The organism is Flectobacillus sp. BAB-3569 (assembly GCF_002270355.1).
GTDB lineage: Bacteria > Bacteroidota > Bacteroidia > Cytophagales > Spirosomataceae > Flectobacillus > Flectobacillus roseus.
Genome location: NZ_NJFZ01000033.1, coordinates 80,441 through 101,778, shown reverse-complemented (window position 1 = coordinate 101,778; position 21,338 = coordinate 80,441). Strand labels below are relative to the sequence as shown.

General features: G+C 39.3%; 14 protein-coding genes and 1 pseudogene. 11 read left to right on the top strand and 4 right to left on the bottom strand.

The window, feature by feature from the left end:
• Positions 1-81: 81 nt before the first annotated feature.
• The 3 genes from BWI92_RS23590 to BWI92_RS23580 form a co-directional block, all read right to left on the bottom strand.
• On the bottom strand, positions 82-1,182 hold the full coding sequence (locus tag BWI92_RS23590) for an efflux RND transporter periplasmic adaptor subunit (RefSeq protein ID WP_095167473.1): 1,101 nt from the start codon (positions 1,180-1,182) through the stop codon (positions 82-84).
• A 19-nt stretch (positions 1,183-1,201) separates the two neighbouring features.
• The gene (locus tag BWI92_RS23585; RefSeq protein WP_095167471.1) at positions 1,202-2,470 is read right to left on the bottom strand and encodes a TolC family protein; all 1,269 of its coding nucleotides are present in this window, start codon (positions 2,468-2,470) and stop codon (positions 1,202-1,204) included.
• A 613-nt stretch (positions 2,471-3,083) separates the two neighbouring features.
• Positions 3,084-3,446 carry a hypothetical protein gene (locus tag BWI92_RS23580; protein ID WP_095167469.1) on the bottom strand — a complete coding sequence of 121 codons (363 nt, stop codon included), beginning with the start codon at positions 3,444-3,446 and terminating at the stop codon, positions 3,084-3,086.
• Positions 3,447-3,803: 357 nt separating this feature from the next.
• Here BWI92_RS23580 and BWI92_RS23575 point away from each other — a divergent pair, with 357 nt between their 5' ends.
• On the top strand, positions 3,804-4,310 hold the full coding sequence (locus BWI92_RS23575) for a hypothetical protein (RefSeq protein WP_095167467.1): 507 nt from the start codon (positions 3,804-3,806) through the stop codon (positions 4,308-4,310).
• A gap of 262 nt (positions 4,311-4,572) precedes the next feature.
• On the opposite strand, the gene BWI92_RS23570 is transcribed toward BWI92_RS23575, so the two are convergent.
• A complete protein-coding gene (locus BWI92_RS23570) occupies positions 4,573-5,331 on the bottom strand; it encodes a DeoR/GlpR family DNA-binding transcription regulator (protein WP_095167504.1) in 759 nt (252 codons plus the stop codon).
• 247 nt (positions 5,332-5,578) lie between these two features.
• On the opposite strand from BWI92_RS23570, the gene BWI92_RS23565 reads away from it, so the two are divergent.
• The 10 genes and pseudogenes from BWI92_RS23565 to BWI92_RS23525 all read left to right on the top strand — a co-directional run bounded on the left by BWI92_RS23565 (position 5,579) and on the right by BWI92_RS23525 (position 21,312).
• On the top strand, positions 5,579-8,770 hold the full coding sequence (locus tag BWI92_RS23565) for a SusC/RagA family TonB-linked outer membrane protein (protein WP_217903466.1): 3,192 nt from the start codon (positions 5,579-5,581) through the stop codon (positions 8,768-8,770).
• Positions 8,771-9,033: 263 nt separating this feature from the next.
• Positions 9,034-10,563, top strand: a complete 1,530-nt coding sequence (locus BWI92_RS23560; protein WP_095167463.1) for a SusD/RagB family nutrient-binding outer membrane lipoprotein — start codon at positions 9,034-9,036, stop codon at positions 10,561-10,563.
• A 217-nt stretch (positions 10,564-10,780) separates the two neighbouring features.
• Positions 10,781-12,094, top strand: a complete 1,314-nt coding sequence (locus tag BWI92_RS23555) for a gluconate:H+ symporter (protein WP_095167461.1) — start codon at positions 10,781-10,783, stop codon at positions 12,092-12,094.
• A 308-nt stretch (positions 12,095-12,402) separates the two neighbouring features.
• Entirely contained in the window at positions 12,403-13,761 is a 1,359-nt protein-coding gene (locus tag BWI92_RS23550; RefSeq protein WP_095167459.1) for an alpha-L-fucosidase, read from the top strand.
• Between the two features lie 115 nt (positions 13,762-13,876).
• On the top strand, positions 13,877-14,365 hold the full coding sequence (locus BWI92_RS23545) for a RidA family protein (protein WP_095167458.1): 489 nt from the start codon (positions 13,877-13,879) through the stop codon (positions 14,363-14,365).
• Positions 14,366-14,551: 186 nt separating this feature from the next.
• Positions 14,552-15,664: a D-TA family PLP-dependent enzyme gene (locus BWI92_RS23540; RefSeq protein WP_095167456.1), complete on the top strand. Its 1,113-nt coding sequence runs from the start codon at positions 14,552-14,554 to the stop codon at positions 15,662-15,664.
• Between the two features lie 98 nt (positions 15,665-15,762).
• Positions 15,763-16,836 carry a dipeptidase gene (locus BWI92_RS23535; RefSeq protein ID WP_095167454.1) on the top strand — a complete coding sequence of 358 codons (1,074 nt, stop codon included), beginning with the start codon at positions 15,763-15,765 and terminating at the stop codon, positions 16,834-16,836.
• 75 nt (positions 16,837-16,911) lie between these two features.
• Positions 16,912-18,338: pseudogene (locus tag BWI92_RS27815) on the top strand (beta-N-acetylhexosaminidase); the annotation flags it as partial.
• A 12-nt stretch (positions 18,339-18,350) separates the two neighbouring features.
• Positions 18,351-19,184: an FN3 associated domain-containing protein gene (locus BWI92_RS27810; RefSeq protein WP_409024761.1), complete on the top strand. Its 834-nt coding sequence runs from the start codon at positions 18,351-18,353 to the stop codon at positions 19,182-19,184.
• Positions 19,185-19,566: 382 nt separating this feature from the next.
• A complete protein-coding gene (locus BWI92_RS23525) occupies positions 19,567-21,312 on the top strand; it encodes a GMC family oxidoreductase (protein WP_095167451.1) in 1,746 nt (581 codons plus the stop codon).
• Positions 21,313-21,338 lie beyond the last annotated feature (26 nt).

Genomic DNA, 21,338 nt, shown 5'->3' with positions numbered 1-21,338 from the left:
ATAAGAATACTGTTTTGAACAATTTTAGCATAAGTTGAGTAGTACTTTTCAGTCGAAAAACACTATTCTTTACTTCGCGAATTAGTTTACCAAAGCGTTGTACACCAACAATTGGTTTTTGTTCATTACATTTTCACCCTCTTTCAACCCTGAAATCACATAAGTCTTCGTAGAGTTTTGTTTTGCAATCTGGATTTCTCTTACCTCCAAATGCTTAGCATCCTTATAAACAATCACAAAGTTTTTGTTTTGATCAAAAATGACCGCCGACGATGGAATCGCAATGCTTCTGTCTGACGAGCTATAACTTACGTCTACCTGCGCAAACATTTCTGGTTTCATCAAAAAGCCAGGATTTGGCATATTGATACGAACCTGTAAGGTACGTGTTTCAGGATCTAGGGCGTTACTCATTTTGTTTACCACCCCTTTGATAACCTTATCTGGATAAGAAATCAATTTTACTTGTACTTGAGAACCCACATGTACTTTGGCAATATCTGCTTCATACACATTTGCCACCACTTGAATCTGCGATAAGTCTGCGATAGTGAAAAATGCTCCCGTTTCACCTTCGTGGAAGGACATTTTATCAGAAATAGCATTATTTTTTTCGATTACATAACCTGAAATTGGCGCTTTTAGGGTGTAAAACGCATTTTTTACACTATAAATACTAGATACTTCTTTAGCGCGTTTCAATGAACCTTGGGCTTTCAACACATCGTTTTGAGCAAAAGTCACGTCTTTTTCAGATGCCAAACCCGCCTTGTACATATCCTTTTGTACTTGCAAATTCTTTTGAGCTGATAACAAATCGGAGGTTGCACCTACCGTTTGGTTTTCAACATCTGCCACCTCCGATGAGTGTACTACCGCAAGTGTTTGTCCTTTATTAACAAAATCACCTAGATTGGCATGGATTTTTTCGATAACGCCATCTACTAAAGGAGATACTTTTACTTGTTTATCTTCATAGGGCATTACTTTGCCTGTCAACTGCAATTGTGTTTGAATAGGCTCTAGCGTAGCTGGTGCCAAGCTCAATTCTTGCTTTAGGCGTTGCGATAGTTCAAAAGGCTGATCTTCTGCCTTTGATTCGTTATCAGCCTGAGAAGAGCTACAAGCAGTAGCCAAAGTTGAGATTGCAAGAATTGAAAGATACTTTATATGCTTTTTCATTGTGATGTCTGTTTAAATCTTAAAGAACTTTTTTGCCTACTACAAAATTGAGATTTTCGAATGTCTGCATTCTTGTGTTTTGAAGCGTATTGATTTGCGTAACGGTTATTTTATACGATTCCAAAAAGTCCATAAACTCCAGTAACGTGATGTTACGCTTTTGGTAGTTTTGCACTACTCCATCAATCAACTTATTAAAGCTTGGCAAATAGTTTTTATCAAGTGTCTTATATAAACGTTCGGCTTCTTGTGCTTTGAGTAAAGCTTGCAAAACGTCATTGTTAATTTGTACGTCGGTTTGTGCTAAATTCTGTTTGTTGGCTTGAATCGTATTTTCAGCGATCTTGATATTTCCTTGATTTTTATTAAACACTGGCAAATCCATTGCAATCGTTAAGCCATGGTAATTGTTGAGGTAACTACCTGCACGGTCATAGCTATAACCAATGGTCAAATCGGGTGTAGCCATTGCTTTTTGCAAAGCCAAGTCTGCTGAAGCTAATCGTACTGTTGCTTCTTGAATCTTACGGTCATAACGATTATCAGTGGCACTATTAATCAACTCACTGAGCTGTAAGCCTGCTGCGCTTTTTTGTTCCAAAGCATTATCATCTACGATTGGATGTACCGTTTTGGTAGAAGTATCTGATAAAAGTACCTTGAGTACGGCTTGATTATCAGTAATTTCCAAAATGATATTAGAACGTTCTGTTTCGAGACTCACTAAGAAAGACTGTAAGCGTATCAATTCTTTTTGAGGGACATTACCTCTGGCAACTTGATCCGAATAAGCACTCAAAAGTTTGTTAAGTGTTTCTATTTCTTGTTCGTATGTGGCTAATGTTTTTTGCAAATAATGGATTGTATAAAAACTAGCATGTAGCTGATACGTCAAACCTCTTACGATTTCAAAAAACTGATAATCTGTGATTTCAGCATTGATTTTAGCAACATTGACTTGCTTGTTGCGCTTTCCCGCCAATAGAATCAACTGTTGAATCTGCAAAGTTCTTTCACCAAAAGCCCCAATTGGCGCGTCATTGGCGATAGTCTTCATGGTGTTCAACCCTTGTTCGTAGTTGATATTAGGGTTAGGCAAAAGTTTCGCCTGAATGATTGCTGCTTTAGAAGCTTCGATATTGTACTTCTGAGCTAGCAAAGTGAGGTTGTTTTTAACAAACTGCTGTTCGGCCTCGTCTACGTTTAAGCGCAATGTATCACGGCTTTGAGACAAAGCCACATTGGCACTACACATCAAGCCGAAAATCCATACCAAATAGGATTTCATAATTTTGAGTCAAGTGATTAAAATGAAACGGACAAAACCTTGTGCATGCCCCCGCATACACATTAAGCAATAGTACAAAACCAACGAATATTGAGTGATTTGCATTTTTTGTAAAATCCGACGGACTAACACTGTCGATTATTTGGCAAAGCACTTATATCTTGTTAGCATTTTCTTGATATTTATACCAAGAAGGTAGATTATTATATAAACCTACCCTAACTAGCACTATTTCTTATTATGCTTATCGATTCAGAAACAACGCTGGTCTCTAAAACGAAAGCGTCATACAATCAGCCCGATTTCTGGAAAGAGTATTGAAGTGAACAGAAGTAATAAATTTGAGTAGAATGTCAGCAAAATAACGTACGTATAGAATTAATGCAGTTTTATACCACATTACATACTTGTTTTACAACACCTTAAGCAAAGTTACACTTCTCTATCAAGCCTTAATTACCTAAGCAATCTAAGCTTTTTAGACCAATGCAAAATCAATCTGTCAGTATAATGATTATACGGACTTATCCTTGCATTGTTGGCACCTCAAAGGGCTAATGTTGATTTAAAAAAAAGTTTTTAGGGAAATATAATGAGTGAGTTTGTGCTATTCTCAAATTAAATAGACACAATGAAGGATAAATAGTTTTTTCGAAAAGGATAAATGAGGTACAAATGGAACATCCGAACGTTGCAAGGTTTGAATAATTGCACGCTCGATACTTGATAAATCAGAAGCAGAAGTTAATGCGTGAGAGCGCTCCGAGCGTTCATCTTTTTCTTCTTGATTATCAAGTAAGACATTGTTTTCAACTTCAAAATGACGACCAAAAGTTCTTTTTTTACTAAACTTTGAAACACTTTTGCTTACCTTGGTATAGCTAACTTTAGTTTTTCCATCATGGGCATAGCCACTTGCTGCTATGGTCCATAGCATGAGTGGTAACATCCATTTGAATAAACGAAAAGCTTTCATGGTACGCAAAATTGACTGGTCTTTACTGATTTTTTAAAGAAGTTTATAGTTGCTGGTCGTAAAGATACAGATTTGTTTTGATTATATATTCTTAAAAACTGTTAAATTATTATAGTTATTGTTGAGCTCTATTGATTTTTTTAGAATAAAAATTAAGACAATTCTTTCTCTAAACAGATAGACAAATTTTGGCACATTAGTTGTAATTTTAAGCTTATTTTTCAGTTGACTATCATAAATCAATAGCATTGTCCGTTGTCATAGTATTCATTCTTCTTAAAGGAATCATCTATTCACAAACATTTGGGCATTACTTACTTCGTTTACAATCAACCCTAATAAATCATACGTATTCACATGGCTAAAAGATTTCAGGTATTAGATTCGTTTTCACACATTAGTAACTCTATTAGTGCTCCCATTCATGCGTTAGTTTCGGTTCAATACCCTCAATTAAGTGGTTTGCAAAACTTACAAGACAGTATCAATGGTATTTTCAAGAAGAAAAGAGCCGTTTATGTAGCGCTTTCAGACCAAAAGTTATATCATATTCATACCGTTGGGACGTCGGTAACCTCTACCAAAGAAATTCCATTCGAACACATCGAATCTATCCATATCGATTCTTCGAGTCAACATCGTGATTTTAGTGCTCCCAAAATTACTCTTGCAGTAAAAAAACAAGGAAAGAAGCCCGAATCACAAGTACATGAGTTTATCCTTTTTCCATCACTGTTTTTTCCAAACTTAAAATACTCGGAGAATCACACCGAAATTATGCAGTTTGTGCAAATGCGTGAACATTTGTTAGAAAATTTGAAACAGGTCAAAGAGAAAATTGAATCTAAGGTGGAGAACGTGTAGTTTTTTATGCAATCATCCCTAATTGAGGGATTGTGCGAATGAGTGATTATTTTAACATTTGTATTCTCGCAGTAGAGACGCAATGATTGCGTCTCAAGCCAAGTCATATCTAGCATAGTAACATCAAAAAAGTGGTCGAAAATAATTTTTCGTACCACTTTTTTGATGTTGTATTTCAGCATTGTGTCTCTTCAAATGAAATTCAAATTAAAATAATCGCTCAATCACTAAAATTGGAATGTCCATTTTTTTTGATGCTTTCTTACAAAAGCGTTGCTCCTTTATTTTGGTAGGGTCCTAATTTGGCATCGTTGGGGTCGAGGTCGGTTACCAAGTAATTGATTTCTGATAAATCTGCAATTTTCATCTTCATAACAGAATCGAGCTTTTCGGCAATCGATAATACCGCAACTTTTTTGGAGGCCTTAATCATAGCCTTTTTTACCAACACAGTCTCCCAGTCTGAGTCAGTAAATCCTCCTTGTGTGTCAATGGCATTGCTCCCCATAATACATAAATCTGCACGCATTTCGGATAAGCGCTGATGGACCTCACCTCCTACTGCCATCTGACTATAACGGGACAATTGACCGCCCACCATAATAATATCAACGTTGGGCTTGTCCAGCAGCTCTACTGCGGTCAAGGGATTTACTGTCATAAAAGTAATACGAAGCGTATCAGGAATGAGTTTGACCAACTCTCTGATGGTGGTTCCCCCTCCTACTAGCACCAGCATTCCTTCTTTCAATAATCCCAACGCTTTTCTAGCAATCTCCTGTTTGGAGTTGTGCGCATAGGTTTCCTTTACTTGAGAAGAATAATGATAGGCTTTTGACATTGCTCCACCCCGAATTTTAATAATCTCCCCCTCCTCGGCCAACTCATTCAAATCTCTTCGAATGGTATCCTCCGAAACATTCAATACATCTACTAACTCCGCAAAGGTTACACGGGTATGCACATTGATTTCTTTTAGGATCAAATCTTTTCGCTCTTTTTTGAGGAGGTTAACTGACATATTCAAGGAAGGTTGTTGGTTATCGTTTGCAAATATAGCAAAAAGACTAAGGTTATATATCCTTTTCAGTAGGCACAAAGTATTTAAAATTTGCAAAAATTGAGAATAAATACTCATTATTTGAAAAATTTGCAGAATTTAATTGCAACAAATGCAACATTATTTAAAATTTATGCTAAGTTTGTACAGAAATAGCGAAATAAAGCTTGCAAATTTTGCAAAACCCAAATCTCCAACTAAACAAGCTATGATGAAAACTCGACTATTACCTCGCTCACAAAGGTTGCTGTGGTTATCTGTGCTAGGAAGCATGACCTTTCAAGGTTATGCAACTGAGCTTGCAGAGCTCCGTCTGGCTCATAAGAGCAATATTACTTTCAACATGCTTGGCACACTTCCTGTGTCAGGTATTATTACCTCTGCCAAAGATGGTAGCCCAATTATTGGAGCTTCTGTTTTTGTAAAAGGAAACCCCAAAATTGGTACTTCAACTGATGCCTCAGGGAAATTCAAATTAGGAGTTCCTGATAACATAACAAGTATCACTTTGGTGGTCTCGATGGTTGGCTATGAGCCACAAACTGTGGTACTTTCTGCTAGTCAAACGACGGTGTCTGTTACCCTAAAAGAAAGTGTTCAAAACATTCAAGAAGTGGTGGTGACTGCCTTGGGTGTGAAAAAAGACAAAAAAGCCCTTGCTTACTCGGTAACAGAAGTAAGTGGTAGTGAGTTTACACAAGCTCGTGAAACCAACTTAGCCAATGCTCTTTCTGGTAAAATCGCTGGGGTAAATGCAACAAGTTTGGCAACAGGTGCAGGTGGTTCAAGTAGAGTGGTGATTCGTGGTAATGGTTCATTATCAGGCGATAACCAACCTTTGTATGTAATCAACGGTATGCCTATCGACAACAGTACGCCTGGGGGTAGCCCAACTACAGGTGGTAGTGGACACAACGTTGACCGTGGTGATGGTATTGGTGGTATCAACCCTGACGATATTGAAAGTATCTCAGTCTTGAAAGGTGGTACAGCAGCAGCCTTGTATGGTTCACGTGCTGCCAATGGTGTTATTTTGATTACTACGAAAAAAGGTACCGTACGCAAAGGTATTGGTGTAGAATACAACGCTACTGCTACCATCGACGATGTTGTTGACTTTACTGACTGGCAATATATGTACGGTCAAGGAGACGGTGGCGTGAAACCAACTTCACAAGCGCAAGCTGTAAGCTGGGGACGTCGTTCGTGGGGTGCCAAAATGGACGGACAGCCTTATATTGCTTTTGACGGAAAAGAACATCCTTATTCTCCACAACAAAACAATATTAAGAACTTTTATCGCACTGGTTCAACTTTGAGTAATACCATTTCATTTAGTGGTGGTACAGAAGCCTTGAACTTTAGAGCATCGGTAGCAGACATCAATAATAAGAGTGTATTGCCAAATTCTACTTTCAATCGTAAAGTCGCAAACTTAAGCATCAATGCTAAATTAAGCGAACGTATTTCGATGGAGGCTTTGGCACAATACAACTTAGAAAAAGCGCACAATCGTCCGAGTGCTGGTGATGCTCCGGGTAACCCTAACTGGGCAAACTACATGATTGCCAATACAGTAGACATTCGCTGGATGGACCCAGGCTATGACGCAACAGGTCGCGAGGTTCAATGGAACGAAACTCCTTATGCTTCGAATTCTTACTTTGTTGTTAATAAATTTAGAAATGATGATACCAAAAACCGTTTTATTGGGCAGTTTGGTTTGAAGTACGATATTTTGAAAAACCTTTTTGTAAAAGGTAATATCAGCCGCGACTTCTATAGCTATGACTTTACAGGTATTATCCCTACTGGAACAGTTTATACTACAAACGCAGCAGGTGAATATCAAGGTATCAAATCGACAGTTACAGAAAACAACTCTATGTTGACGGTGAACTACAATACAGATTTGGGACCAGTTCATATGAATGCAATGTTGGGCGGTAACCAACGCTCTTTTGAACGTTCAGAAATTTACACTAACGGTACACAATTCATTATTCCGAACTTTTACAGCTTTACCAACCTGACTACAGCGACGACTCGTCCAGTAACGCAACGTTTGGCGACCAACTCGGTATTTGGTTCATTAGACCTTGATTACAAAGGTGTCTTATTTTTAAATGCCTCAGCTCGTCAGGATTGGTTCTCTACTTTGGGTATCAAAAACAATACAATTCTTTATCCAGCAGTCGGAACCAGCTTTGTATTGTCACAAGCTACAGAAATGCCTTCTTTTGTCAACTATGCTAAATTGAGAGCATCTTGGGCACAAGTAGGTGGTGGTGTGCCAGATCCATATACTTTGAACCAGAGTTATAGCATGGTAACAAGTAGCGGACAGCCATTGCAACAAATCACGATGACAAATGGCGAGTATCTTCTTAACAACCCAAGCTTGAAGCCATTTACTTCTACTACTTGGGAAGCAGGTCTTGATACCAAATTATTCAATAACCGCTTAGGGGTAGATTTGACTTACTATCTGCGTCGTACGACTAACGATATTGTTAAAACAGCTATTTCTGGAACAAGTGGTTACCAAAATACTTATGTAAACGTAGGGCAAGTAGACAACTCAGGTATCGAATTATTGTTGACGGGTTCTTTGGTGAAAACGAAAAACTTTAGCTGGAATACAAGCTTCAACTTGGCTTACAACAAAAACAGAGTAGTTCAATTAACAGAAGGTGTAAATACCATCCAATTAGCCACTTCGGTAGGTTCTTGGGCTTTTGTGAATACTGATGCTGGTCGTCCTTATGGTATCATCAAAGGTTATACGATGGTTACTGACTCAAAAGGCAATATCGTTTATGATACTTCTACAGGTTATCCAGTAAAAGGACCAATCAAAGAGATTGGACAAGGTGTAGCGCCATTGACAACAGGTTTTAGCAATTCATTTACATACAAAAACTGGAACTTGGATATCTTGCTAGACGGTAAATTCGGTAACGATGTATTCTCGGTAATGAACGTATATGCTGTTCGTTTTGGATTACAAAAAAGTACATTACCTGGTCGTGACAATGGTTTGGTTTTGAACGGTGTAACTGCCAACGGCGATTCTTACACTCGTACAGTACCAGTATCTCAGCTACGTCTTTACTACGACAACTTGAAAAACTACTCAGACCTATTTGTGTACGATGGAAGCTTTATCAAGTTACGTCAAATCGTTTTAGGATATAAAATTCCAGCGAAATACCTAGGCTTTGCTAAGATTCAGTCGGCGTCTATCTCTTTTGTAGCACGTAACTTATTTGTGTTGTACAAAAAGACTGAAAACTTTGACCCAGAATCAAGTTACACAAACAGTAATGCACAGGGTTTCGAGGCATTTGGTTTGCCAAGAGCACGTAGCTATGGTATCAACTTAACAGTGAAATTCTAGGATGTGATGAACTGATGAAAAATCGGGATGTGTTTTTAGGGGCGAATCTTTTCGCCCACTAATTCAGAGAGAGTGCTGAATGAGGAATTGTGAGTTGTGAATATAAATTTTCAATAATCAATTATATCTTATTCTGTAAGAAAACTCATTTTTCAAATCCCTTTTTCCTTTTTCAGTAAACCCCAAACTGTAGCATTTTCAACTAGGATAAATTCAAAAACTTGTGCTAAAGAGTCCGCTCAATAGCGTATTACCTGAGACTTATGAAAAAGAGACATACATTCAAAACCCTTCTTTTTATGGCTGGTGTTGCACTTTTCAGTTCGTGCGACAACGGTTTTGAAGAACTCAATATCAACCCAGATACCTCTCCCATCATTGTGCCATCTTACATGTTTAGCAAGGCACAATACGATGCGCTCAACAATAGCTGTGCTAGTACGTATGAGTTTGCAGCGGGAGGTTCGATTCAACATTTTTCGACATACAAAGATGTGCCAGGTATTGGAGATAAATATTTTTTCTCACAAGGCACTTACCCGTATGATTTCTTCAACAACGCTTACCCATTAAGCGTAAACGAAGTTCAGACAGTTATCAATGCTGTTAAAAATGATCCTGCGCAAGTAAACCTTTATGCGATTGCTCGTATTTGGCGTGCTTATACTTTCCACCGCATTACAGATTTATATGGCGATATTCCATATTCGGATGCTGGACAAGGTTATACTTCTTCAAAATTCACACCCAAATATGACACCCAACAAAGTGTTTACTTGGATATGTTGAAAGAATTGGAGCAAGCTGCAACGAGTTTGGACGCCACTAAATCATCCTACGCAAGTGCTGACATTGTGTATGGCGGAGATGTGACGAAATGGAAAAAGTTTGCGTATTCATTAATGCTTCGTTTGTCGATGCGTATGACAAAAGTGGACGCTGCAACAGCTAAGACTTGGGCACAAAAAGCCATCGCTGGAGGCATCATATTGGATGATAAAGATTTGGCAAAAGTACAGTACATTGCTAACGGTCAAGACATCAACAAAAACCCTGTTTCATTGGCTATGCGTGGCAACAACTATGCTGTGGCAGATGGTAACAATAATACTGAAGGTGGTAAGTTTTCAAATACTTTTATTTCTTTCTTGAAAGCTAATAAAGACCCTCGTTTGAGTTCAATTTCGGTTGTTTGGGTAGACAAGAAACAAGATACTACTGCTACCGTGCAAAAAGGTATGCCAAATGGCTTGTTACAAAAACCTGCTGATTTTATCACTTATTCTGAGCCAAATATCAACACCGTGTTGAAATTGGATGCGCCAATGGTGGTAATTAGTAATGCCGAAATGAATTTCTTGATGGCAGAAGCTATTATTAGAGGTTGGGCATCTGGCGACGCAGCGAGTTACTACCAAAGTGGTATATCTGCTTCGATGCGCAACATGGCTATCTATGGTGATGCAGCGGCTATTTCTACTGCTAAAATCAATGCCTATTTGGCAACTCATACTTTCCCTGCAAGTTTCGATGCGCAGATGGAACAAATTCACTCACAAATGTGGGTATCTTTATTCCCAGATGAAGTAGAGGTATATTCTAACTGGAGAAGAACTGGTTATCCTAAATTAACGCCAGTGAACATTACGGGTAACTTGACCAATGGTACAATCCCAAGACGATTGATATATCCAATTGTTGAAGAAAACCTCAACGGACCAAACCTCAAAGAGGCTATCTCTCGTCAAGGTGCTAATACGCTGACAACTCGTATTTGGTGGGATAAAAATTAAAAATAAATTTTGGCTTTCGGGTATCAGCTTTGGGCTTAGGGTAAAATATAGGATGGTTTAATTAATTGTATAGCCAAAAGAAAAGCTACTCATTTAATTATCAACATTCTTACAGGAGAAAAATTATTAAAATTGTATTGAATAGAGCATAACTTTAAACAATACTTTTTGCCTTAAGCCCACAGCCGACACCCGAAAGCAATTTGCTTTAACTCCTATGATTTTATTGCTTGTAATTGTTTGTATTGGACTATTGGTGTTACTGATTACCGTTGCTAAGTTCAATCCATTTTTGGCTTTTTTGATTACCTCCTTGGTAGCTGGTATCAGTATGGGAATGCCTCTCGAACTCATCAGTAAATCTATTCAAAAAGGAATAGGCGACATGTTGGGCTCGTTAGTCGGGGTCATTGCCTTAGGAGCTATGCTAGGCAAATTGGTGGCTCAAAGTGGCGCGGCACAACGTATTGCCTCCGTCATGATGGGACTTTTTGGCGAAAAATACATTCAATGGGGCTTAGTTTGTACAGGTTTTATTATCGGAATACCCTTATTTTATAATGTAGGTTTTGTACTGATGATTCCTTTGATTTTTTCGGTGGTGTATCAATACAAATTGCCTGCTGTGTATATTGGCTTACCCATGCTGGCATCCTTGTCGGTGGCACATGGTTTCTTACCTCCTCACCCCTCGCCTGCTGCTTTGGTAGCGCAGTTTCATGCAGACATGGGGCAAACTTTACTGTACGGAATCATTATTGCGATTCCGACCATTATTATTGCTGGCCCGCTTTATGCTCTAACCCTAAAAAATATTTCCTCAAGTCCCAACTTGAGTTTTGCAACTACTTCCGAACCCAATCAAATTTTACCTAGTACCTTTCTGAGCTTTTTTACGGCATTATTTCCTGTTTTTATGATGGCAGGAACCACTATTCTTACTAGTATTTTACCAAGTGATTCGGCATTGATACCAGTCTGTAAACTGATTGGTGACCCTGCTATGGTAATGCTCTTAGCTGTTTTGGTAGCAACTGCTACTTTGGGAGGACTGACAAGTCAGGCGCTATCCAATACGATGAATACTTATTCTGAAGCGGTAAAAGATGTAGCAATGGTACTCTTAATCATCGCTGGAGCAGGAGCGCTCAAACAAGTTTTTATGGAAAGTGGTGTGAGCGATGTTATGGCTTCACTACTCAAAAACATAAATATTCACCCTTTGATTCTTGGCTGGTTGATTTCCGCTTTTATTCGTGTGTGCCTAGGCTCTGCTACAGTAGCTGGCCTAACTACCGCAGGTATTATGGCACCCATGATAGAATCATTACAGGTTGACCCTAACTTAATGGTATTATCCATTGGTGTAGGTAGTTTAATGTTTTCGCATGTAAACGACCCTGGTTTTTGGATGTTCAAAGAATATTTTAACCTTAGTATAAAAGATACCATTCGCTCGTGGTCGATGATGGAAACGCTTGTAGCGGTTGTGGGGCTCATTGGTGTACTTATCATTAACTCATTTTTATAGGTTTTTCCTAGTTCGAGACTTAGTCTCGGACTAGTGTTTGTTTCAGTTGATAAACTGTAAGTACAAGGATGTTATTAGTTAACAGTATATCAGTTATCTGAATAAACTCATAATTAGAAGGATACTATCACTATGTACCGCAGATATATTATTAATATAATCTTTCTTATTACTTAAAAAAATAAGTCTAAGGCAAAGTCTTGAACTAGGGATTTACCTCTTCAGATTATAAGTACAACCCTATAACAGATATACTATTAACCAATAACTTCTTATTACTTATAGAGAAGATTTTTAAAGCACATATTATGAAAAAGTTATTAGTTATTTTTTTACTCGTATTGAGTTTTTCACCAATTGGAAAGGCTCAAAAACAACAAGTTACCAATCATCCTGACAGAGTCAATTGGTTTCAAGACCTTGGCTTTGGCATGTTTATCCACTGGAATGTAGACGTTACACTCGGCGCAGTGATTAGCCACTCTTTGGCTGGGGCATCCACCGAATATGTCGAAAAGTACATCAATGAGCTTCCTAAATACTTTAACCCCTACAAATTCAAACCTGAAGATTGGGCTAAAATGGCCAAATTGGCGGGCATGAAATATGTGGTATTTACCGCAAAACACCATTCTGGTTTTTGTATGTTCGATACCAAAACTACGCCTTTCAATGTGATGAATACGCCTCTGAAAAGAGACATTACCAAAGAACTCATCGAGGCTTTTCGTAAGGAAGGTATCGCTATTGGTCTGTATTTCTCCCCTGAAGATTTTTACTTTTTTCATAAAAACAATATTCCTATTGGTCGCTTGCAATTGCCACAGCATTTTCCTGCCAAAAACCCTAGTTTGATGGCTTACGACAAGGAACAACTGAAGGAATTGTTGACCAAATATGGCAAAATCGACATTCTATTTATCGATGGTCCAGGTGATGGTTTGAGAGAATATGCTTGGACACTCAATCCTGAATTGGTCATTACACGTGATTTGATGAATACTCCAGAGCAAAATACGCCCGACGAACCCCTTCCTCGCCCGTGGGAGGCTTGCTATACTATGGGGACTGACTGGCAATATAAGCCTACAAATGACCCACATAAATCTGGTGCAGAAATCATCAATATGTTGGTTGAAATGCGTGCTAAAGGAGGAAACTTTTTGTTGAACATCGGACCAAAACAAGATGGTGAAATTCAGATAGAACAAGAAGCCTTGTTGCAAGAAGTAGCCCTTTGGAATTTTGCCAACTCAGAGGCTATTTACGCCGTAAAACCTTTACCAATTGTGCGTGAAGATAATGTTTGGTACACACAGTCAAATGACGAAAAGTATATCTATGCTATCGTAAGAAGAGCTAACTGGCAAGATTGGAAATATGGCACTCGCAAAAACTTGGTATTGACCCACCTTGAAGGCAACGCTCAAACTAAAGTTTCGATTCTAGGCTATAAAAGCGAATTGGTTGAATACAAAGATGGCTTCGATGCTAGCACTTATGTTGCGCCAACATCTATTGGATTGGTGGTAAGTGCGGTGAATGGACAACGTTTTTATACCAATAATCAATGGCCCAATGCGGTGGTTCTCAAAATCGAAAATGCGAAGTTTAGAAAATTAACTCATACCAAAGTAACACAATCAACTTTGGACGGAGCCAAATAGAGGCTTGACATTTAACTCTTTAATAACCTTGTTTTTTCTCAAAAACCTTATTTACTTACACTCAATTTTGAATTTTACATTTAATTAATATTACATTTTCAATAAAAACTATTTTATGGAACAGTTGGTAGAACAATTAACCCCTTCAGAGGCATTTGCAAAATTAGGACTTTCATTACCTCCTGCCCCACTACCATTGGGCGTGTACAAACCATACCTTATCGACGGTAAATACTTATATGTTTCGGGTCATGGGCCTGTGCAGGATGACAAAAGTCTTATTATTGGACGCATTGGTCGTGAGTTAGACATGGAAGAAGGCAAATTGGCTGCTCGTCAAGTGGGTTTGACTATTTTATCAACCATCCAAACACATTTAGGAAGTCTCGACCGTGTGAAGCGAGTAATCAAAGTGTTGGGTATGGTCAATTGTGTAGATACTTTCGAAAGACATCCATACATTATCAATGGTTGCAGTGAGTTGTTTGCGCAAGTTTGGGGCGAAGAAAATGGTATTGGTGTGCGCAGTGCAGTAGGTTTTGGTTCATTGCCAGACAATATTCCTGTCGAAATCGAGGCCTTGTTTGAGTTAGAAAGCGAATAATTGGTGAATTATGAATGAGCGAAGTGTAGTGTTCGAAAGATTTCAAACAATTGCTGATTGGGGATTTCTGATTTCGGAAATATAAAAGGCTACTTAATTTTTTGTAAAATATGATTCAAAAATTGGGTTACACTTCCTTTAATCTTACAGAGCAATATATCCGAAATCAAAAATCAAAAATCCACCATGGATAAAACTGCTTGGTACAACTTACAAGATTTAGATACCTTGGATACCCCCGCTTTGGTGTGGTATCCATCGCGTATCACTCAAAATATCGAAACCTTGGTAACCATGCTACCAGAGGTTAATCGACTTCGTCCACATATCAAAACACATAAATGTCAGGAAGTTACGGCATTGATGTTAGCTAAAGGAATTACTAAATTCAAATGTGCTACCATTGCCGAAGCCGAAATGCTTGCCATGAGTCAAGCACCTGATGTGTTGCTGGCGTATCAGCCTGTGGCTACGAAGTTGCAACGTTTTATAACCCTAATTCAAACTTATACTACTACCCAATTTTCCTGCTTGGTCGATGACTTGTCAGTTGCACAAGCCATCGCCACAGCGGCGACGCAACATAAGATAACGATAGATGTTTATATCGACCTCAACGTCGGAATGAACAGAACTGGTATCTTACCACAAAAAGCTGAAGAACTTATCAATGCACTGCTTGAATTAAACGGTATTTCGGTGAAAGGACTTCATGCCTACGACGGACATATTCGAGATCAAGATTTAGCATTGAGAACTGAAAATTGCCACAAAGCTTTTATTCCTGTCTTTGATTTAGTGTCAACCTTTTCCGAAAAAGGACAAACGTTTCAAGTTGTAGCGGGAGGCTCTCCAACTTTTCCGATTCATGCTCAAAATCCACAGGTAGAATGTAGCCCAGGCACTTTTCCTCTTTGGGATAAAGGCTATAAGGATGCTTTTCCAGAACAAGCTTTCGAACCTGCTGCCTTGGTCTTGAGTCGAGTTATTTCTCATCCGAGTACCAACCGAATTTGTATTGATTTAGGACACAAATCTGTCGCTGCCGAAAACGACTTGAGCCGAAGAGTACATTTTCTGAATGCTCCCGATGCGCAATTTATCGGGCAAAGTGAAGAGCATTTAGTGTTGGAAGTGTCAGATATACAAGACTTTCCGATTGGTAAAGTTTTATATGGCGTACCAATCCATGTATGTCCAACGGTAGCTCTTTACGAAAGAGCCTATCTAGCAGAAAACCAATTTATTACCAATAAGTACTGGAAAATTATTGCAAGAGATAGAAAAATAATGCTTTAGGCTTTCAGGTTTCAGCCTTCGGCTATTTTCCTACAACAACTTAGGTAACGCCGATAGCCGATTTCCGAAAGCCGATACCCCTTTAGCCTTAAACTCCCATGTTCACTATAGATGCCCATCTCGACCTTAGCATGAATGCTATGGAATGGAATCGAGATTTAAGAAATACTGTATTTGAAATTCGTGAAAGAGAAAAAGGTCTTTCCGATAAGCCCGATCGTGCTAAAGGTACTGTCGCATTTCCTGAATTACGCAAAGGAAATGTAGGTTTGGTTGTTGCTACACAAATCGCACGATATGTTGCGCCCAACAACCCACTCCCAGGCTGGGCATCGCCCGAACAAGCGTGGGCACAAACTCAAGGTCAAGTGGCTTGGTATCAAGCTATGGAAGCTTGTGGCGAAATGGTACAAATCAACGATTTGGCTAGCCTAGAAAAACACCTTGCCCTTTGGTCGGATACCACGATTCCAAACGAACAGAAGCCAATTGGCTATATCCTAAGTTTGGAAGGTGCTGACTCTATCGTAACGGTTGAGCATGTAGCCAAAGCCTACGAATACGGCTTAAGAGCCATCGGACCAGCTCATTATGGCCCTGGGCGTTATGCGAATGGTACAGATGCTACGGGTGGATTAGGACCTCAGGGGCGCGATTTACTCAAAGAAATGGAACGACTCAATATTATTCTCGATGCTACACACTTATGCGATGATAGCTTTTGGGAAGCATTAGACCATTTTCATGGAAATATTTGGGCAAGCCATAACCTTTGCCGTAGCTTGGTAAATCATAATCGCCAATTTAGCGACGAACAAATCAAGGAACTCATCAATCGTGGTGCTGTAATAGGTGGTGCGTTGGACGCGTGGATGATGGTACCTAATTGGGTGAGAGGTATATCTACGCCAGAAAACATGAATTGTAATCTGGAAGTAATGCTCGATCACCTCGACCATATTTGTCAAATCGCTGGAAATGCCAACCATATTGGTATTGGTTCTGATTTGGATGGGGCTTTTGGAAAAGAGCAAAGTCCTTATGATTTGGAAACCATCGCCGACCTTCAAAAAATCCCAGATATGCTTCTTAAAAGAGGCTATTCTCAAGAAGATATCGAGAAGGTTATGCACGGTAACTGGTTAAGATTTTTAAGAAATGCTTGGAAATAGCAGGTGCAAGGGGCTTTACCCTTGCACTTTTTTTTCATACAACAACCTCGTCAACCATATTGACACATCACTACTATGTGCTCCAAAACGCTTCTTTCTATTGTCTTGGCTTTTTTATTTTTGGGAAAAACTTCTGCCCAAAATACTATTTCTATCATTCCCAAACCTGTTGAAATGCAAATTTCGAAGGGTTATTTTAGGTTAGAAAAAAATGTTACCATCTCTTTGCAAAACTCTGCTTTGCAAGAAACTGCACAGTTACTTCGATTAGGAATACAACGAATCCGCCCGAGTTCTGTAAGTATAAAAAATAGCACTCCTAATGTAATAAAGGGCATTTCTCTAGCAATAGACAGCAATCATGTAGTACAAAAAGAAGGTTATTCTCTTTCTATCAGCGCAACAGGTATCAAACTAATAGGCCATGATGCTGCGGGTGTTTTTTATGGCACGCAAACGCTTTTACAACTCATTCACCTACAAAGCAATCTTCCTTTTGTCCAAATCAAAGACTATCCAAGATTTGGTTACAGAGGTATGCACCTAGACGTTGGACGACGTATTTTCTCAGTTACATTTCTCAAAAAATACATTGATTTATTGGCGCTTTACAAATTCAACACCTTTCACTGGCACCTTACCGAAGATCAAGGTTGGCGCATTGAAATCAAGCGCTATCCCAAATTACAAAGTGTAGCCGCCTATAGAAACGAAACCATTATTGGGCATAAAAAAGACTCTCCTCATCGCTTCGATGGCAAGCCTTATGGTGGTTTTTATACCCAAGAAGAAGTAAAAGAAATCGTAGCTTTTGCCCAAAAACGTCATATTACGGTTATTCCAGAAATTGAGATGCCCGGTCATGCACGGGCGGCTTTAGCAGCCTATCCGCAATTGGGTTGTTCTGGAGGCCCCTATCAAACTGCCACTTTTTGGGGTGTTTTCGATGATGTTTTTTGTGCAGGAAATGATAGTACGTTTACTTTTTTGCAAAATGTTTTAGATGAAATCTTGCCCCTGTTCCCAAGTAAATACGTGCATATCGGTGGCGATGAATGTCCGAAAGTGCGTTGGAAAACTTGTCCAAAATGTCAAAAACGCATGCAGGAAAATCATCTAAAAGATGAGCATGAATTACAAAGTTATTTTATCCAAAAATGGAAAAATACCTGAATGCAAAAGGTAAAAACCTAATTGGCTGGGACGAAATTTTAGAAGGAGGCTTAAGTCCAAAAGCTACGGTAATGAGTTGGCAAGGCGAAGCTGGCGGTATTGCAGCAGCCCAACAGCATCATGATGTCGTAATGTGTCCAGAAAGTCATTATTATTTGGATTATTATCAGTCTTTACAAACATCCGAACCAATTGCGACGGCGGGGTTTACGCCTCTTGAAAAGGTATATCGTTACGAGCCTATTCCAGCCATATTGAATCCAACAGAACAAACTTATATCAAAGGAATTCAAGGAAATACTTGGTCGGAATATTTGGTATCTGAGGCACAAGCCGAATATATGCTTTTTCCAAGGGCTTTGGCGATTGCCGAAACAGCTTGGTCACCAAAAGTACTGAAAGATTATACTGATTTTCTCAAAAGGTTAAGGATTCAGGAAAAAGTATTGCAACAGCAAAATGTACATTATTTTACGAGATATGAAGAAATTCAGGCTCGCTTTCAAACCAATACCAACGGTTCGGAGTCTATCTATCTGACAAGTTCTTTACCAAATGCCACTATTCGTTTTACCGAAGATGGTAGTCAGCCCAATACGCAGTCTAATATTTGGAAAGACGGGCTTTCTATTGTTAAACCTACCCTTATCAAAGCACAATTATTTGATAAAAATGGGGCGTATGGACAGGTTTGGGAACAATGGGTGAATGTCAATTTGGCAACGGGTAAAAATATTACTTTCAAAAATACCCCTCAAGCTCCTTATATACCTGTAGATCAATATGCTTTGAGCAATGGAATTATCGGTACTCATCGTTATAATACTGGTCAGTGGCTCGGTTTTAAGGGTGAAGATTTAGAAGTAGTGGTTGATTTAAGTAAAAGTCAAAGTGTTAAAGAAATAGGCATCAGTGTTCTCAAATATCACTGGCAACGTATGTGGGAACCTACAGAACTTTCGTTTTGGATTTCGGAGGATGGTAAAGCTTATGAAAAAGTAGGTAGTGTAAAAGATTTTCCAGAAAATGCCATCAATACGGTTTCGGTCAAAGTACCAAACAAAACCGCCCGATTTGTCAAGGTTATCGGTATCAATAAAGGTACGATTCCAGTAGGCGAATACGGCGCTGGTGCCAAGGCATGGCTGATTGTGGATGAGTTAGTTGTTTATTGAGTGAATGTTTTTCCAGTAGAGACGCAATATTTTGCGTCTAAGGCGAAGACAGAAGCATTTCTAATTACTAAATCACAAATCATTGAATTAAAGGAATATGACAATATGGGATAGAAATTTTTATAAAATGTCGTATTTTGCAATTGAAAATTAGAATGATAAAATTGTCTTTAAAAAGTATGAACAGACCGTATAGAATTGAGCCAATTCTTCGTATAAACTGCCTCAGCGCTTGAAAGAGAATTTCCCCTATCATAATTTTATACGCTTAAACCTTTAACCTTCGGGTTAGATTTCATCCAATTTTTGAAAACATTTAATTTGATAATCAAGTAAAGGATTATCACAAAGCGAAATAATTACCTAAAAAGCTATAAAAACTATGTTTGATTTTCAAATCAAAGAAAACAACACCGTATTCGACGTGGTGATTGTTGGTTCAGGTGCTGGTGGTGGTATGGCTGCACACGAACTTACCAAAGCAGGAGCAAAAGTCTGCGTTTTGGAAGCAGGTCAGCCCTTCGACCCTGCCGATCCTAAAAACATTACTCAACTCAAATGGCCGTATGAATCTCCGCGCCGTGGTGCAGGAACCACCCGTCCTTTTGGTGATTTTGATGCTGCTTATGGTGGCTGGGAAATCGAAGGAGAGCCTTACACGCGTGCAGCAGGAACAAAATTCGACTGGTTCCGTTCGAGAATGGTGGGTGGTCGTACCAACCACTGGGGACGTATCTCTCTTCGTTTTGGACCAGATGACTTCCGTAGAAAAAGTATCGACGGATTGGGCGACGACTGGCCTATTGGTTATGACGATGTGAAGCCTTATTACGACAGACTAGACCGCTTAGTGGGTATTTTCGGTTCTGTTGAAGGTTTGAGAAATGAGCCAGATGGTATTTTCTTACCTCCTCCTAAGCAACGTCTGCACGAGTTGATGTTACAAAAAAGTAACAAACGCTTGGGTATTCCAACCATCCCTTCGCGCCTTTCAATTTTGACGAAACCTATCAATAACGAACGTGGACAGTGTTTTTACTGTAACCAATGCGGACGTTCTTGTCAAGCGTATGCCGATTTCTCAAGTTCCTCGGTATTGATTAAGCCAGCGCTCAAAACGGGTAATTTAACCATGATTACCTACGCTATGGCTCGTGAGGTATTGACCGACCCAGCTACAGGTTTGGCTACTGGTGTATCATACGTAAGTACGCTAGATATGCAAGAGCATACAGTTAGGGGTAAGATTGTTATCTTGGCTGCATCGGCAGGTGAAACGGCTCGTTTGTTACTCAACTCAAAATCAGCTCGTTTCCCACAAGGTTTAGCCAACTCTAGTGGTATTGTAGGTCGTTATATCAACGACTCAACAGGGGCATCTCGCTCTGCTATTATTCCTACTTTGTTTGACAGAAAACGTTACAACGAAGACGGTGTTGGCGGTATGCACGTGTACACACCTTGGTGGGGTGACAACAAAAAACTCGATTTCGCACGTGGGTATCACATCGAATATTGGGGCGGTATGGGTATGCCAGCTTATGGCTTCGGTTGGGGTATCGAAGGTATCAACGGTCGCTTCCCTACTCGCGAAGGTATTACTAAAGCTGCGGGTGGTTATGGAGCATCGTTGAAAGACGATTATCGTCGTTTCTATGGTGCCTATGTAGGTATGGCAGGTCGTGGTGAGCCTATTCCTTTGGAAAGTAATTATTGTGAAATTGACCCGAATGTGGTTGATAAATATGGTATTCCTGTGCTTCGTTTTCACTACAAATGGAGTGATCAAGAAATCAAGCAAGCTAAGCACATGCAAGATACTTTCGAGCAAATTATCCATGAATTAGGAGGTATCGCTTTGGGAGCAAAACCAGGCGCCGACAGAAACTACGGTTTGGAAGACCCAGGAAAAATCATTCACGAAGTGGGTACTGCTCGTATGGGTAACGACCCTAACAAGTCGGTATTGAACAAGCATTGCCAAGCACATGACGTGAAAAACCTTTTTGTTGCTGATGCTGCACCATTTGTTTCGCAGGGTGACAAAAATGCCACTTGGACCATCATGGCGCTTTCGATGCGTACTTCGGAATACATTATCAATGAAGTGAAAAAGAAAAATCTATAGGACATGAGTGGGTAGCAGTGCTGAAT